This window comes from Streptomyces sp. C, from assembly GCF_000158895.1.
Taxonomy (GTDB): Bacteria; Actinomycetota; Actinomycetes; order Streptomycetales; family Streptomycetaceae; genus Streptomyces; species Streptomyces racemochromogenes.
This window is the reverse complement of the sequence record NZ_GG657750.1, coordinates 17,900-31,818: the sequence shown is the minus strand read 5'-3', so window position 1 is coordinate 31,818 and position 13,919 is coordinate 17,900. Positions and strand designations below refer to the sequence as shown.

The window sequence follows — 13,919 nt, the reverse complement described above, 5'->3', positions numbered from 1 at the left end:
CCAACCGGCGTGCCCAAGGGCCAACTATCACGCTCGGTCACATCACGGTGGGCTCCCTAAGGGATATGTAGGACGTCATTCCCGTTAGGGTAAATGTGCGACTTTCGAGTCGAGTTGAGGCAGGCCACCTCACCTGTGCAGACCTGTCTGCTCATGTTCGTCGGGCCGCCGCTCGCAGCGGGGCCGAGGCTGGCCGTAGGACTCGGCGGCTCGTCGCAGGGTGATCGGGACGGTGCTGCGGCCGCCGGTGGAACCGATGCTCGCGCAGGCCGCCGAGGCGCTCGGGCCCGGCCGTACTGCGGGCCGGCTGCGGGCAATGTTCGCGCCCGGCCATCCACCCCGCGAGGAATTGGTGAACTGGATGACCCTGGTCGCCCGGCACGCGCGCTCCAGCGGGGCGCCCGGCGCTGCCAGCCTGCCCGTGCGGTCGGTTCCCCGCCGGGTCGTCACCGGGGAGCATGACGTCTTCCTCCCTCCCAGGCGGCTCGGCCCGGCAGTGCGCGGCACACTCGGCGCTGAGCTGGGCGTGGTTCCCGCGGCCGGACGCCTCGTGGTCGAAGAGCGCCCCGAATACCAGGCACCTTGCTGGAGAGTCCGGGCCAGTCAGCCTCCGATATCGGTGGGGGTAGCTGATGACCCGTGGCTCGCCCTGGCCGACGACCCGGCCGGCGAGGACACGCTGCTTCGCTCCCCACTCGTCCGTGGAGGGCCAGCCGGCCGGCCGTGCGGTGAAGCCGTGCGCGAGGGGGTCGGAGGCGAGCACGGGGGCTGTGGCGGTGCCCGCCACGTCGGTCAGGAACGTGCGTCGGAGCTTGGGCGGGACTACGGTGGGTGAGCGAGGCGTTCGCAGGCGGTCTCGGCGCCCGGCTCCGGCCGCAGTCGCGCCCGACATGACGCTGTCGAGGTGCGGCCCCCGTCGCGGCCCAGGTGGCCAGGGCCGCACCCCGTGCTTTCGAAGGTACTCCGCGGCCGGGAGTACCGCTTCGGGGGACCGCGAAGTGCGACACCCGTTCACGCGCGGCCGGGTGTCGGTGATCAGGGACGGGAACAGGGTCGAACTGACTTCTGCCGGAGGTGCCTCGCGGATCACCCGACGAATCCGGCGCTGCGCCGAGGTCCTGGCGCACCTGCGCGGCGTCACCGAGCAGGTGCGCCGGCCTGCCGGGCCGCCGCGGTGACCCCGTCCATCAGGATGGCGACGAGGTCGCGGGTGTAGGTGTCGGCGACCGCGCCCCGGCGCACCAGGATCCGCATCCACAGGGCGCCGGCCATGGCGTCCACCAGCGGCGCCGGATCGGCGTCGGCCCGAGCCGCAAATCCGCGGCTGGTACCAGCTCAAGCTCACCACTGTCGAGCCCCTCAACGACCAGGCCCGGCAGGGACTCGGCGGCCAGGCGTCGGTGTCACTCACCGACTACCAGGAGCTGGTCAAGGCCCGCTACGCCGACAAGCTGCCCGGCTCGGAGTACGACACCACCGGCTACTCCACCGGCTACAGCCTCCCGCGCACGGAGGACGACGCCTCGTCCTCCGCCCTGCTCCTTGCCGGCGGTTCCAGCGCGGCACTCGCCCTCGCGGGCGCAGCCGTCGTACTCCGCCGGCGTCGGCGCGCAAGCACCCACTGAGCCCTACCCCGGACCGTCACTACGCTCCGTCCCGGCATTCACGCCGGGACGGAGCGAGTAGCGGTCCGGCCGCTGCAGAGGGGCTATGGGTTGTGCCCGCCCCCGCGCCCTGATCACTGTCTCCGGCCGTACGGACGAGGTCGCGGAGTGATGTCCGCCGCGGTCGCCGAGGAGCCCCTGCACGAGAAGCTCCGCTGGCTGCTGATGCTGGCCCTGTACCGCTGCGACCGGCAGGCCCACGCCCTCGCCGTGTACACCGAGACCCGCCGGCTGCTCAACCGGGAGCTGGGCATCGAACCCGGCACCGAGCTGAGCAACCTCCACCAGGACATCCTGGCCGGCCGCGCGGTCACCGCCTGCCGCGAGCAGCCGCCCACCCAGGCCCCGGCCGCCGACCTCCCCGAAGCGGCCCCGCCCCACCTGCCCCGCCCCGCCCAGCTTCCGCCCGTGGCACGCGGGTTCGTCGGCCGCAAGGCCGAACTGGACGAACTGGACGAACTGGAGAGGTTACTGGGAGGGGACGAGGCCCGGGCTGGTGCCGACACCGCAGTGGCCGTCGTGGGCGGTCCTGCGGGGATGGGCAAGACGGCGCTCGCCCTGCGGCTGGCCCACCGGCTCGCCGACAGCTTCCCCGACGGGCAGCTCTTCGTCGACCTCCGCGGCACGGGAGTGCAGGGCGAACCGCTCACGGCGTCCGACGCCCTGGCCCAGCTCCTGTGCAGCCTCGGCATCGACGACGCTCGCCTGCCCCGCGACCTGGTCGGCCGCGTCAACCTCTACCGAAGCCTGCTGCACGGCCAGCGGATGCTCGTGGTCCTCGACGACGCGTTCACCGCCGAGCAGGTCCGCCCTCTGATCCCCCGCGGCGCCTCCTCCGTGATCGTCACCAGCCGACAGCGGCTCACCGGACTCGCCATCCGCGACGGAGCCCACCAGTTCCGCCTCGGACCGCTGTCCGAGGCCGAGTCGGTGGAACTCCTCACCTTCCTGGGCGAGAACCGACTTCGGGTGGACCGGACGATGATCGTGCGCCTGGCCCGTATCTGCGAAAGGCTGCCCCTGGCCCTGCGCAGCGCCGTCGAACGGTTCATCGAGGCACGGGACGCCTATCCCGCCGCGGCGAGGGGCGCTACGCCGAAACGGCCGACGGGGACGAGGACGCGGGCCTGCGCGCCGCGTTCGAGGCCTCCTACCAGGCGCTCCCCACCGAGGCGGCCCGGATGCTCCACTCCCTGGCCCTGCTCTCCACGAGCCTGATCAGCGTGCACCAGGCCGCCACCCTGACCGGCACGTCCGGGCCGACGGCCCGCTGCCTCCTCGACGTCCTCGTCCACGCCCACCTGATGGAAAGGGTCTCCCCGCACTACTACCGCTTCCACGGCTTCATCGGGATCTACGCGGCCGAGTGCGCCCAGCGCGAACCACAGGCCGACCGCGACCTGATGCTGGCAACGGGGTAGGCGGCAGGGTGAGCGTCCTGCGACGGCCGCCTCGGCGGTTTCCGCGGTCGTCGCGGTGTGGGGCGCGGCCGGCAGCAGTTCGCGGCCCCGGCCGAGCAGGCCGATGGCCGATCGGATGGGCTGATCCGCGCCCACTGCGCGTCAGTCAACGACACACATCAACCAACGATCAGATGATCCGAGAGAAACGGCCTGGCCCCACCGCCCGGTGTGCCGGCGCCTCCACCTGGACAGTGGTCGGAACCCGGCCCCGGCTCCCCGCCTCGGATACCGTGTTGCTCTACGGGGTGCCATAACGGATGTGACGCCCCCCACCGGAGGTAGCCAGCGTATGAGTTCAAAGCGCAGCAAGAATCCAGCCCTGCCCGTGCTTGACGACGCGTTCCGACTCGCGTCGGTCAAGGACGCCGAAGAGTCCGCCCGTGACTTGGCCGCGCGGGTGGCCACCACCGAGCTGCGCCGCGTTTCCCACCCGGGCCGGGTCACCTGGGAGCCCCTCGATCAGGCCGAGCCCGTTCCGGTCCCGCCGACTGTGGTCGACGGTGATGGGGACCTGTGGCTGCGGGACCGGGGCACTGGCACCTGGACCATGCCCGAGTTCAACCCGAAGGAGTTCCCGGCTCGCTGTGGCGAGGTTCTGACGTGGAGCCAGCTTGCCTGCGAGTTCGGCCCGCTGACCGCTCTGGCCGACGACCGCCGCATCGGCGGCGGTCGGCGCCGCTGACCGCGCAGCTTTCTGGGATGGCCGCGCCCCTGAGCCCCCGTTACGGGTAGCTGGGAGCTCCAGCTCACCGCCCAGCTCGACGGGGGCGGCGTCCAAGTGAGCGTGGTGGTGGGGTGTGACGGCCTGGAGCAGCGTCTGCTGTCGGTCGGCCAACTGCCCCCGGGGCCGCGCACCAGCGTGTCGACGCTGGCCGCCTGGCCGCCTGGCCGCCTGGCCGGCGCCGACGGCCCGCGCTTCGCGGGGGCGCCTCGCGAGGGCGCCTTCGTCCTGGACGGACGGGGAGCGGCCGAGGGCGCTCTCCTGATCACCGGGCGGGGCCTGTAGGTCTGGGCGGGCGTCCGCTGTACAGCCCTGCCGAAGCCGATCCGCGTGGCGCGTTCCACTGGATCGGCGAAGCACCCCCTGAGCAGGGACAGCGGGCATGGTGGCGAGGGGGCCGCTGTCCAAACCGTTCAGCAGAGCGTGCTCCATTCCGTGGGAGCGTTGACAACGCCAGGCTACCCGCCCCGGCAACGCCACGCGAGCAAGCCCAAGGGGGCCAGGGCAAGCCGCAGGGATCGGGGCGAGCCAATATCTGTCACCGCGGCCTGAGAATTTGCCGGATCTCGCGGGGAGAGTTTCTGGCGCAACGCAGTCGGCGGAAAGTAATGACGCACACAAGCCGCTGCGGCGTGCTACTGTCGATCTCGGTTGCAGTTTTGGTACCCAAGAACTTCAGGCGCCTCCAGTCGGGAAATCCTCCCGCTGAAAGCGCTTCGTATTTCCCGGTCATCTACCGGGCGGGGCATCATCGCGGCGACACGGAGTCCGCATAGTGCAGACGCCGATGTATTGCCCCAAAGGAGATATGACATGGCTGCTGGTACCGTGAAGTGGTTCAACGCGGAAAAGGGCTTCGGCTTCATCGAGCAGGACGGTGGCGGCCCTGACGTGTTCGCCCACTACTCGAACATCGCCGCCCAGGGCTTCCGCGAGCTGAACGAGGGCCAGAAGGTGAACTTCGACATCGCGCAGGGCCAGAAGGGCCCGACGGCCGAGAACATCGTTCCCGCCTGACGCTGACACGCGTTCCGCAGCTGGGGCCCGCATCCCTTGGGGTGCGGGCCCCAGCTGCATGCATTTACCGCGGTGCCTTCCCCCGCGTTAGTGAGCATGGAGACACTCGGCCGGCCGGCTCTCTCGGAGCCGCACCCGCGTGGACTGTTTTTGGTTGCCGCGCCATTATGGCGCCCCCTTTTTTCAGCGTCTGAGCATGCACAGATTTCCTGTCCGTCAGCTCCGCTTCGATTCATTACGCCCGTTCTCGCAATTTCCTGCGCCGCTCTTACGCTGAGGGAATTCCTTGATACGTGCCGTATCAAGGAAGGTTCCGCATGAACCCCGCACGTACGAATGAGCGCTCCTCCCGCGCCCGCAGCCGCACCGGCGGCCCCGCTTTCGGCAGTGGCACCGCCGCCGGCTCGGGTCGGGGCAGCCGTTTCGGCTCGTCGGCCTCGAGCCGTTCCGGAGGTCCGAGCCGTTCGGGCGGCTACGGCCGCCGGCCCGCCGCGGTCCAGGGTGAGTTCGCACCGCCGAAGACGACCACTCCCGCGCTGCCCGCCGCCGAGGCCTTCGCCGCCCTCGACATGCCGGCCCAGTTGCTGGCCACCCTCGGCACGCAGGGCATGACCGTGCCCTTCCCGATCCAGGGCGCCACCCTCCCCAACACTCTCGCGGGCCGCGACGTCCTCGGCCGCGGCCGTACCGGCTCCGGCAAGACCCTCGCGTTCGGCCTGGCCCTGCTGGCCCTGCTGGCCCGCACCGCCGGGCAGCGTGCCGAGCCCCGCCGGCCGCTCGCGCTCGTCCTCGTTCCCACTCGTGAGCTGCCCCAGCAGGTGACCGATGCACTCACCCCGTACGCCCGCTCCGTGAAGCTGCGTCTGACCACGGCCGTCGGCGGCATGTCGATCGGCAGGCAGGCCGGCGCACTGCGCGCGGGCGCGGAGGTCGTAGTGGCCACGCCCGGCCGGCTGAAGGACCTCATCGAGCGTGGTGACTGCCGGTTGAACCAGGTCGCGATCACTGTCCTGGACGAGGCCGACCAGATGGCCGACATGGGGTTCATGCCCCAGGTCACCGCTCTGCTCGACCAGGTCCGTCCCGAGGGCCAGCGGATGCTGTTCTCCGCGACCCTGGACCGCAACGTCGACCTTCTCGTGCGCCGGCATCTGGCGGACCCGGTCGTGCACTCGGTGGACCCCTCGCAGGGCGCGGTGACCACGAGGGAGCACCACGTCCTGCACGTCCAGGGCGCCGACAAGCAGCGCATGACGACGGAGATCGCCGCCCGTGACGGCCGAGTGATCATGTTCCTCGACACCAAGCACGCCGTGGACCGGCTGACGCAGGACCTTCTCGACAGCGGGGTCCGCGCCGCCGCCCTGCACGGAGGCAAGTCCCAGCCGCAGCGCACCCGGACCCTGGCCCAGTTCAAGACCGGCCATGTCACCGTCCTGGTCGCCACGAACGTCGCCGCCCGCGGCATCCACGTCGACAACCTCGACCTCGTCGTGAACGTGGACCCGCCGACCGACCACCAGGACTACCTCCACCGCGGTGGGCGTACCGCCCGCGCCGGGGAGTCCGGCAGCGTCGTCACCCTGGTCACCCCCAACCAACACCGCGAGATGGCCCGCCTGATGACGGCCGCGGGCATCACTGCGCAGACCACCCAGGTCCGCTCGGGCGACGCGGCTCTGGCCCGGATCACCGGAGCCCAGGCACCTTCCGGCACTCCGGTCACCATCACCGCGCCGGTGTCCGAGCGCCCCAAGCGCACCACGGCCTCCCGTGGCCGCCGCGGGCAGGCTTCGGCCGCCCGGCGCGCGAGTGCGCGGCAGTCCGCCTTGGACACGGCGGCCTGAGACCAACGTGATCCGGAAACTGACCCATCTCTGCAGGAGGCACCTTTTGACGCTGGTCCAGATGCAGCCCCGCCCGGAGGGCACCGAGCCCGCGCACCGGACGGTGCATGACGCCATGAAGGCCGCCGGCCTGCAGGTCTGCGACGACATGACGGTCGAAGTGGCCCTGTCCGTCATGAACAGCGCCCCTACGGGACATCTGCTCGTCTGCGACAACGACGGCGTGTGCACCGGGCTGGTCACTCAGGCCCAGCTGACCGCCATCCGTGACAGCGACGCGTACACGGACCGGGTCCGGCTGCGCGAGATCCTGGGCGGCCGCGGGCCGTTCGCCTCACCCACGACCCCGGTGGCCGAAGCCGAACAAGCGATGCGCTACGGCCGGCTCGACGCCCTGCCCGTCATCGACGAGCAAGACAGCGCTCTGGGCGTCCTCGCCCTCGCCCGCTGAACCACCTGACCGTGGTCGGACCGTTCCCCTCTTCTCCCTGTGAGGCACCATGCGCTGCGTCATCGCCCGCTTCCCGTTCGACCTCACCAAGGCGGGCGTCCTGGAATCCATGAAGGGCGTCAAGCCCGAGCAGGTCATCGGCGAGTCCGTGATCATCGGCCGCCGCACCTACCCCGTCAAGCAGGTCGGCCAAGTCATCACCCGTCAGGACCGCCGCGACTTCACCGCCGGCGAGGTCCTGCGGGCCATGGCCGCGCTCGGCTTCACCTGCCGCGACCTGCCCCGGGCCGCCGCGCCCGGGCCCGCGCGCGCCCTCAGCCCCCTCCAGCAGGCCTCCGCCATGCTCGGCATCCCCGCGACCGCCTGACCAGTGCGCCCGGCGCACGGACGGCACGCAGGAACGCGAGGCCGAAGCGGTCGACCTGCTCGGCCTGCCGCGCAAGAGCGCCTCGTTGCACTGGGCATTCGTGGGGTGGGTGGGCGGCTGGTGCCCGGAGCTGTCGCGTGATCTCCGGGTCCCGCGCACGTTCGGCCGAGCGCGGGATCAAGGGCGCTCGGCTGCTGTCCAGCCGGCGAAGCGTGCCCGCCCGACCGCTCCCCTTTAGCGCCGGGCCGCCGCCCGGCCAGGGAGATCGCCGGCATCGACCGGCGGCTGATCGGCCGGTGGCGACCCGCCGCCAGCAGATCGAGGGCGCGCTCCCCGTCCTGTTGGCCGGACCGGGGCGCGCCGGGTGGCGCCGAATGCACCGGCTGGCACGGCCTTCCACGTGTGTGATTTTCCGGCGACCAGCCGGCCGCGACTGCGCAGGCGGGTAAAGCGACCCCCATCGGAACCGGCGGCGGCGTCCTTCCCGCAGGACGGTGAGGTGCGCGGTGGTGGGCGGCGGATGATGCTGGAGGTGTTCCAGCCGGGTGACCGGCCCCGTGCGCGGCCTGTCAGGGGGTCGTGGTGTCGAATCCGTCTTCGCCGCCGGGTGGGCAGCCGCCGGGCTGGGGGCCGCGTTCTGGCGGCCCGCCGCCGGGCCCCATGCGGTCCTGGTCTGCCGGCCCCGGAGGGGGCCCGCCCCCGCGACGGCGCGGTGGCCGGGTGCTGGTGGTGGTTCTCGCTGTGATCGGCACCGTCGTCGTCCTGCTGGTGGGGCTGGTCGCGCTGTTCGCGGCCGAGGAGCGAGGCCAAGGGCCCGGGCCGGCCGACTCGCCCTCGAAGCGGCCGCGCCAGACGGTGACCGACCGCAACGACAGCCCGAGCCCGACCGGATCACCGGCGGCCCGGCCCCAGGACGCCGTGCCCGGACCGAGGGACGATGTGGAAATCACACGGTGCACCGTGAACGACACGACCGACTGGGCCGAAGCCGACCTGTTGGTCACCAACAGGTCCAGCAAGAACAGCACTTACCTGGTGCAGGTCGAGTTCGTCGACTCCACCGGCACCCGCCTGGGAAACGCCATCACCAGCGTGCCCGACCTGGCCCCCGGCCAGCGCGCCAGAACCACCGCTCGCGGGCTTGACCCGATCACCGTGAAGATCACCTGCCGCATCACCGACGTCACCCGCTACGCCTCATGAACCCCTGGGGCGGCGGGCAGCGACGGCCGACGCCGGTCCACCGTGGCGCCCGCCCGCGCGCCGCCGCCGTGCATACGGGGGAACCCTGTCTCTCCTCGCTTCATGATCCGGTCACACGCGACGCGGCGCGGACCCTACGATCGAGACGTGACGATCACCTACCAGTGGCGAGGCGCCTTCGACAACGCCGCCCTCAACGCGCTGCACGCCGATGGCTTCGCGCACCCGGCCGCTCAGACCGACTGGCAGACACGGCTGGAGCGCCACAGCCTGGGCTGGGTATGCGCTTGGGAAGAAGGCACCCTGATGGGCTTCGTCAACGTCATCTGGGACGGTGGAGCCCACGCGTTCATCCTGGACACGGTGGTCGCCCGACATCACCAGGCACAAGGAGTCGGCGCCGCGCTGGTCGCTGCGGCAGCACGCGAGGCGCGTGCCGCGAAGTGCGAATGGCTGCACGTCGACTTCGACGAGCACCTGCGCCCGTTCTACCTCGACGCCTGCGGCTTCAAGGAGACCGCAGCCGGTCTGATTGCCCTATGACAACGCAGGTCACGCCTCGGGGCGCCACACGCGCGGCCAAGAGCGGTATCAAGACCCCCTTCCAGGGCACCCGAACTCGTGAAGACGCTCGTGATGGCGATCTCGACCTCGAAGTCAGCCTTCCGTTTCGAGCTCGCATCCTGCAACCGGACGCGCGGCGCCGGAGCGGGTGAGAGTGAGGGATCCACACGCCTGTGACAGGCCCGGGCTGACCGAACGGGCGTGCTGACAGCGCGTGGCTCAGGCCCCAGGCCCGACGGGGAGCGGAGTCGGCCGGCGGGGTCTTCGCAGAGTCGTTCTGCGGGGCGGGCTCAGGAAAGTGAGGCCTCGGCCTGCGGCGCCCCGGCCGCCGAGGGGCGGGCAAACCGGGACCGCAGCATGCGCCGGTCCGGCTTGCCCACGGCCGTCAGAGGGATCTCCGGTACGAAGTGCACGGCGTGCGGAGCGTAGAGAGCCCCCTTGTGTACGGTGACGAAGTCTCGCAGCTCCTCCAGCGAGGGCCGGTGCCCGGCCACGGGCACCACAGCCGCGTGCACCTGTTCCAGTGCGTGCTCGTCACTGCTGCCGAAGACCGTGCACCGGGCGACGGCCGGATGACGCAGCAGCAGCTCCTCCAGATCGGCCGGATAGACGTGGCCCCCGACGACCACGATCATTTCCTTGATCCGGTCGACGATGTAGAGGCGCCCGTCCTCGTCGAGGTAGCCGACGTCGCCGGTGTGCAGCCAGCCGTCCTTCAGCACCTCCGCGGTCAGCTCCGGCTGCTTACAGTAGCCGCGCATCACGTGGTGCGAGCGCGCCTGCACCTCCCCGGGCTCGCCCGCCGGCAGGACGGTGCCGTCCGGCCTCCGGATGGCGATCTCCACACCGGGCATCGCCCGGCCGACCGTCAGGTGCCCGTCGCGACCGGTCAGCTCCTGTTCCCCGGGGCCCGCTTCGGTGATGAGCTGCGCCTCGGCCTGGCCGTACCAGCCGTACAGGACGGGTCCCAGGACCGCGGCCGCCTCGCGCAGCCTGTCGGGCGAGGCAGCGGTGCCTCCGTAGGTGACCCGGCTCAGGCTGCGCAGATCGGTGCCCGCGAGGCCGGGATGGTCGAGGAGCTGGTACAGCAGCGGCGGCAGCAGCCAGGTGTGGGTGATGCGTTCACGGGCGACAGCGGCCAGGACCTCGCCCGGGTCGAAGCCGTCCTGCAACACCACCGACCCGTGCTGGTACAGCGTACGGTCGACGAGGAGCCCCGCGAGGTGGGCCAGCGAGGTGCAGGCGAGGAAGCGGGGCGGATCGCCGGCACCCGCGAGCCGGTCATCGAGGCCGCGCCGGTGCGCGCCGTGGCTCATCCGGATGCCCTTGGGTATCCCGGTCGTGCCACCCGTGTGGCCGATGCGCCAGTCGTCCTCCGGGTGGACCAGGCTCCGCAGTGGACGGGCGGGGCGGAGGTCGGCCACGGCCAGGACGTCCTCGGCGTACGTGCTCGGCCCCAACGACAACGTACGAAACGCCGCCGCCGTGCCCGCCAGCTCCGCGCCCGTCTCCTGCCGGTGACCGTCCACGAGGAGCAGCGAACAGTCCACGCTCGCCATGATGGCCGCCATCGTCGTCGCGCTCGTGCCCTCGTAGAGGGTGACGACCGTGCCTCCGGCCAGGTTGGCGGCGTAACGCGCGACGAGACCCTCGGCGGTGCTGCCGGTGAGCAGGGCCACCGTGGTACCGCGGCCCACACCGCGATCGCCCAGTTCGGCGGCGAGACGATGGACACGGTCACGGAGGTCAGCCGCACGTATCTGCGATCCGTCGGCAGTGGTGATCACTGTCCGCCGCGGTTCGGCGGACAAGACGTCGAGGATGGCATCGACATAGCTGACGAATTCGCCCCGCACAGGGCCGTACTGCCCACTCATCGCCGTTCTCCCTCGTCGGAATCCATCTGGCGTCCTTGACGCTAGTACCGCCCCTTCATGACCTCCACGACCGATCTCGCCATGTGCTCATGACGCGGCAGGCATGAGCCGTTCCCGCGTCAGCCGGCGGAAGTCCAGCGCAGCGGGTGACAGGTAGGCGCCCTGCCGCCAGACGAGGGTCAGTGTGCGTCGGCTCTCCGTGCTGCCCAGGCGCGCCCAGGCCACCGGGCCGTCCTCACCGATCGCCCGCCGGGCGACGGCGGGCATCAGCCCGACCCCGAGGCCCGCACCGACCATCTCCGGCGTGGCCGCCGCCTCGTCACCCTCGCAGACCACCTGCGGGCACAGCCCCTCCCGGGCGAACAGCCTGTCGAGGAGCGCGCGCTGCCAGTGCCCCGTACGCGTACTGACGAACTCCTCCGCCGCCAGCTCGACCACCGCGACGTCCTCGCGGCCGGCCAGGCGGTGTCCAAGCGGAACGGCGAGGAACACCTCCTCGCGAGACAGCTCCACCGAAGCCAGCCCGGGACCGGACAATGTCTGGGAAGCCAACGCGAAATCCACTTCGCCGGACACGACATGCCGCCGCATCCCCTCCAGCGAAGCCTGGAACAGCCGCACCTTCACACCCGGACGCTGCGCACGGAAGGCAGCCAGCACCCCTGCCAACTGCAACAGGGTCTCCGCCGCCACGGCCACGCGCCCCGGACCTCCGGCGGCCGCGTCGGCCATCTCCCGCCGCCCGTCCTCCAGTTCGGCCAGGGCCTTGTCGACCCGCCTCAGGAATGCGGCGCCGCGGTCGTTGAGCCGTATCCGACGCCCCTGACGGTCGAAGAGGTGCACGCCGAGCTCCGACTCGATCCGGCTGATCGTCCGGCTCACCGAGGGCTGCGCGACGCGCAGCTCCTGCGCGGCCCGGCTGATGTGCTGATGACGGGCCACGGCCTGGAAGTAGCGAAGTGCAAGGAGATCCATGGCAATAGTCTCGACGAGCCCATCGCGTCCGACGGCGGCGCTCGCGCAGAAGGCCGCAATCCCCGGCCCGCAGCTCATACTGCCGCCGGTCGTCCGCGGAGCGGACGCGGTGCCGTCGGCGGAGGCCGCCCGGGTCGCGAGGGCAAGTCCTACGACGCCGGCGGGCCGGCGCCGGACCCTGCCCGGCCTCCCCGACCTGGCGCAAGGCTGCGGCGCGGGCACGGCGTTCGACGACCGGGGCGCGCTGGTGGCCTGGCTGCGCGCGGTCGGCAAGCTACGACGCCCACCGTCCTGCCCTCGCGGATGCTGGTGGTGCGTGGGGCCGGCCCGCGGACGCGGACGGTCCGGCTGGAGGATCCGGCGCTGGCCCTAGCCGAGGACGCATCAGGCGAAGACCGGCTGCCCGGCTGGGCCGCGCCGGAGGACGCCGAGGCCCTCGCCGTACTGGTCGAGTCGAGCGTGAGCGTGGGGGTGGAGCGGCTGACGGTCCGGGCTGCGCGGCCGATGGCGGTCCGTGGCTCACTGCGGATCGCGGGCCGGGACCGGCCGGGTGCGAGCGGCCTGTGGCTGGAGCTGGCCTGGCCCGCCGCGCTGCGGGGCACGGCCGCCCGGTCCGGGGGAGTGGTGGAGCATGCGGTTCTGCCCTCGGGCACCAGCGCGGACTGCTGCCGCGCACGGCACGCGTGCGGCGCCGTCACCGCGACACCCTGGTGCCGACCCCGGCACAGCCGCAGGCCGGGTGAGCGAGGACCGCCCCGAGGGCGGGATCCACTTGCACGCAGCGCGCCGCAGCCCGTGGCCGGACGGCGCCCGATCGCGGGTGATCTTCGGGGTTACCACCAGGAGGGGAACACTCTGTTCATCCACTTGCGCGGCGCCTCACTGCCGTCCCACCCTCCCATGGGCCGGCCGGGTTCCCTCTCGATGGCGTCCAGGAGGCCGTCCGCGGCGGCGGGGCCGAGGACGTAGCAGAGCATGCACCGGGCGCTGATCAACGCACGGTCATCGACAGGGAACGGGTACGCAGTCACGTACTGCCCAACGACCTCCGGCACCGGCAGGCACCCCGCGCGCCGGCACCGCGCACACGTCCCCACCCCACCCCGGTATCGGCGATCTTGGACGATGCGGCGACGCTCTCGCCGCCGCGGTTGTCCGCCGTGGTGCAGGCGTTGAAGGAGCTGGTGGAGCGTCTGTGGGAGGATCCCAAGGTGTTCACGGCCGAGGCGGCGGTGCAGCTGCGGGCCGCCGCCAGCAGCGAGCTGCTGGTGAAGGAACTCGTGGCGTCGGCCGGTGCCAAGTTCCACATGGGCGGCCGCCAGACCGGCCGGTTTGGTGCACGTGGTCCCGGGCCGCCACCGGTTGCGAGGCTGGTGCGTGGTTCGGGTTATGGTCGAGCGTTCAGAAGGAGCTGATCCACCGGCCGCACCGTCGTTGCCGCGCCCGGACCAGGCCCTCCAGGTCGCCGAGCACCTCGCCGCGGCCGGCCGCGGGCACCCGTGGACCGGGGTGCGGTTCGCGGCCGCGCGGTGCTACCGCGACGTCCTCGACGCGGTTCCGGTCCCTCCGGAGCTGGTGGTGGAGATCAGTACAGACCGGGCGATCGACCACGGCGGAGTCTGCCGCCACCCGGTCCGCCTCAAGCGGTTGCGCCTGGACCAGGCAGTGGACGATGTTCCGCCCTTCGGTCCGGGTAGGGACGTGGCAGCCGGCTGAAACCAACCTCCGTAGCCGTACAGGGGCCTGCCCGCGTCCTCGCCGGTTCACATC

Annotated in this window: 17 protein-coding genes; 13 read left to right on the top strand and 4 right to left on the bottom strand. The window is 71.7% G+C overall.

Annotated elements, in window-relative coordinates:
• Positions 1-1,137: 1,137 nt before the first annotated feature.
• Positions 1,138-1,272 carry a hypothetical protein gene (locus SSNG_RS44670; protein ID WP_277752126.1) on the bottom strand — a complete coding sequence of 45 codons (135 nt, stop codon included), beginning with the start codon at positions 1,270-1,272 and terminating at the stop codon, positions 1,138-1,140.
• Between the two features lie 128 nt (positions 1,273-1,400).
• On the opposite strand from SSNG_RS44670, the gene SSNG_RS00175 reads away from it, so the two are divergent.
• From SSNG_RS00175 to SSNG_RS00130, 11 genes are all read left to right on the top strand, one after another.
• Positions 1,401-1,625 (top strand): LPXTG cell wall anchor domain-containing protein, encoded by a 225-nt coding sequence (locus tag SSNG_RS00175; RefSeq protein WP_007261739.1) that lies wholly within the window; start codon positions 1,401-1,403, stop codon positions 1,623-1,625.
• A gap of 150 nt (positions 1,626-1,775) precedes the next feature.
• Positions 1,776-2,882, top strand: coding sequence for a BTAD domain-containing putative transcriptional regulator (locus SSNG_RS00170; RefSeq protein ID WP_050779490.1), 1,107 nt, complete (start codon positions 1,776-1,778; stop codon positions 2,880-2,882).
• Entirely contained in the window at positions 2,846-3,085 is a 240-nt protein-coding gene (locus SSNG_RS37610; RefSeq protein WP_050779489.1) for a hypothetical protein, read from the top strand. The genes SSNG_RS00170 and SSNG_RS37610 overlap by 37 nt, the downstream gene beginning before the upstream one ends.
• Positions 3,086-3,416: 331 nt before the next feature.
• Entirely contained in the window at positions 3,417-3,809 is a 393-nt protein-coding gene (locus SSNG_RS00165; protein ID WP_007261737.1) for a hypothetical protein, read from the top strand.
• A 96-nt stretch (positions 3,810-3,905) separates the two neighbouring features.
• Positions 3,906-4,133: a hypothetical protein gene (locus SSNG_RS00160; RefSeq protein WP_007261736.1), complete on the top strand. Its 228-nt coding sequence runs from the start codon at positions 3,906-3,908 to the stop codon at positions 4,131-4,133.
• 528 nt (positions 4,134-4,661) lie between these two features.
• A complete protein-coding gene (locus tag SSNG_RS00155) occupies positions 4,662-4,865 on the top strand; it encodes a cold-shock protein (protein ID WP_007261735.1) in 204 nt (67 codons plus the stop codon).
• A gap of 317 nt (positions 4,866-5,182) precedes the next feature.
• Positions 5,183-6,712, top strand: coding sequence for a DEAD/DEAH box helicase (locus SSNG_RS00150; protein WP_007261734.1), 1,530 nt, complete (start codon positions 5,183-5,185; stop codon positions 6,710-6,712).
• A 46-nt stretch (positions 6,713-6,758) separates the two neighbouring features.
• On the top strand, positions 6,759-7,163 hold the full coding sequence (locus SSNG_RS00145) for a CBS domain-containing protein (RefSeq protein ID WP_007261733.1): 405 nt from the start codon (positions 6,759-6,761) through the stop codon (positions 7,161-7,163).
• A gap of 49 nt (positions 7,164-7,212) precedes the next feature.
• Complete coding sequence (locus SSNG_RS00140) at positions 7,213-7,530, top strand: SCO5918 family protein (RefSeq protein WP_007261732.1); 318 nt, start codon at positions 7,213-7,215, stop codon at positions 7,528-7,530.
• A 741-nt stretch (positions 7,531-8,271) separates the two neighbouring features.
• Positions 8,272-8,733, top strand: a complete 462-nt coding sequence (locus tag SSNG_RS00135) for an FxLYD domain-containing protein (protein ID WP_129593262.1) — start codon at positions 8,272-8,274, stop codon at positions 8,731-8,733.
• A 147-nt stretch (positions 8,734-8,880) separates the two neighbouring features.
• Positions 8,881-9,276: a GNAT family N-acetyltransferase gene (locus SSNG_RS00130; RefSeq protein ID WP_042800305.1), complete on the top strand. Its 396-nt coding sequence runs from the start codon at positions 8,881-8,883 to the stop codon at positions 9,274-9,276.
• A gap of 311 nt (positions 9,277-9,587) precedes the next feature.
• Here SSNG_RS00130 and SSNG_RS00125 read toward each other — a convergent pair whose 3' ends face one another.
• From SSNG_RS00125 to SSNG_RS41570, 3 genes are all read right to left on the bottom strand, one after another.
• Entirely contained in the window at positions 9,588-11,174 is a 1,587-nt protein-coding gene (locus SSNG_RS00125) for an AMP-binding protein (protein WP_050779488.1), read from the bottom strand.
• Positions 11,175-11,261: 87 nt separating this feature from the next.
• Complete coding sequence (locus SSNG_RS00120; RefSeq protein WP_007261727.1) at positions 11,262-12,149, bottom strand: LysR family transcriptional regulator; 888 nt, start codon at positions 12,147-12,149, stop codon at positions 11,262-11,264.
• An 833-nt stretch (positions 12,150-12,982) separates the two neighbouring features.
• Positions 12,983-13,144, bottom strand: coding sequence for a hypothetical protein (locus SSNG_RS41570; protein WP_165364950.1), 162 nt, complete (start codon positions 13,142-13,144; stop codon positions 12,983-12,985).
• Between the two features lie 123 nt (positions 13,145-13,267).
• On the opposite strand from SSNG_RS41570, the gene SSNG_RS00110 reads away from it, so the two are divergent.
• Both SSNG_RS00110 and SSNG_RS00105 read left to right on the top strand, forming a co-directional pair.
• Entirely contained in the window at positions 13,268-13,564 is a 297-nt protein-coding gene (locus tag SSNG_RS00110) for a hypothetical protein (RefSeq protein WP_007261726.1), read from the top strand.
• Positions 13,539-13,865: a hypothetical protein gene (locus SSNG_RS00105; protein ID WP_165364949.1), complete on the top strand. Its 327-nt coding sequence runs from the start codon at positions 13,539-13,541 to the stop codon at positions 13,863-13,865. Before SSNG_RS00110 ends, SSNG_RS00105 begins: the two co-directional genes overlap by 26 nt.
• Positions 13,866-13,919: the final 54 nt, after the last annotated feature.

What these genes read in the sequence shown, in the direction of transcription:
- SSNG_RS00155 (WP_007261735.1), top strand. Translation starts at nt 4,662, where the DNA reads ATGGCTGCTGGTACCGTGAAGTGGTTCAACGCGGAAAAGGGCTTCGGC.
- SSNG_RS00150 (WP_007261734.1), top strand. Translation starts at nt 5,183, where the DNA reads ATGAACCCCGCACGTACGAATGAGCGCTCCTCCCGCGCCCGCAGCCGC.
- SSNG_RS00170 (WP_050779490.1), top strand. Translation starts at nt 1,776, where the DNA reads ATGTCCGCCGCGGTCGCCGAGGAGCCCCTGCACGAGAAGCTCCGCTGG.
- SSNG_RS00140 (WP_007261732.1), top strand. Translation starts at nt 7,213, where the DNA reads ATGCGCTGCGTCATCGCCCGCTTCCCGTTCGACCTCACCAAGGCGGGC.
- SSNG_RS44670 (WP_277752126.1), bottom strand. Translation starts at nt 1,272, where the DNA reads ATGGCCGGCGCCCTGTGGATGCGGATCCTGGTGCGCCGGGGCGCGGTC.
- SSNG_RS00120 (WP_007261727.1), bottom strand. Translation starts at nt 12,149, where the DNA reads ATGGATCTCCTTGCACTTCGCTACTTCCAGGCCGTGGCCCGTCATCAG.
- SSNG_RS00125 (WP_050779488.1), bottom strand. Translation starts at nt 11,174, where the DNA reads ATGAGTGGGCAGTACGGCCCTGTGCGGGGCGAATTCGTCAGCTATGTC.
- SSNG_RS37610 (WP_050779489.1), top strand. Translation starts at nt 2,846, where the DNA reads ATGCTCCACTCCCTGGCCCTGCTCTCCACGAGCCTGATCAGCGTGCAC.
- SSNG_RS00165 (WP_007261737.1), top strand. Translation starts at nt 3,417, where the DNA reads ATGAGTTCAAAGCGCAGCAAGAATCCAGCCCTGCCCGTGCTTGACGAC.
- SSNG_RS00105 (WP_165364949.1), top strand. Translation starts at nt 13,539, where the DNA reads ATGGTCGAGCGTTCAGAAGGAGCTGATCCACCGGCCGCACCGTCGTTG.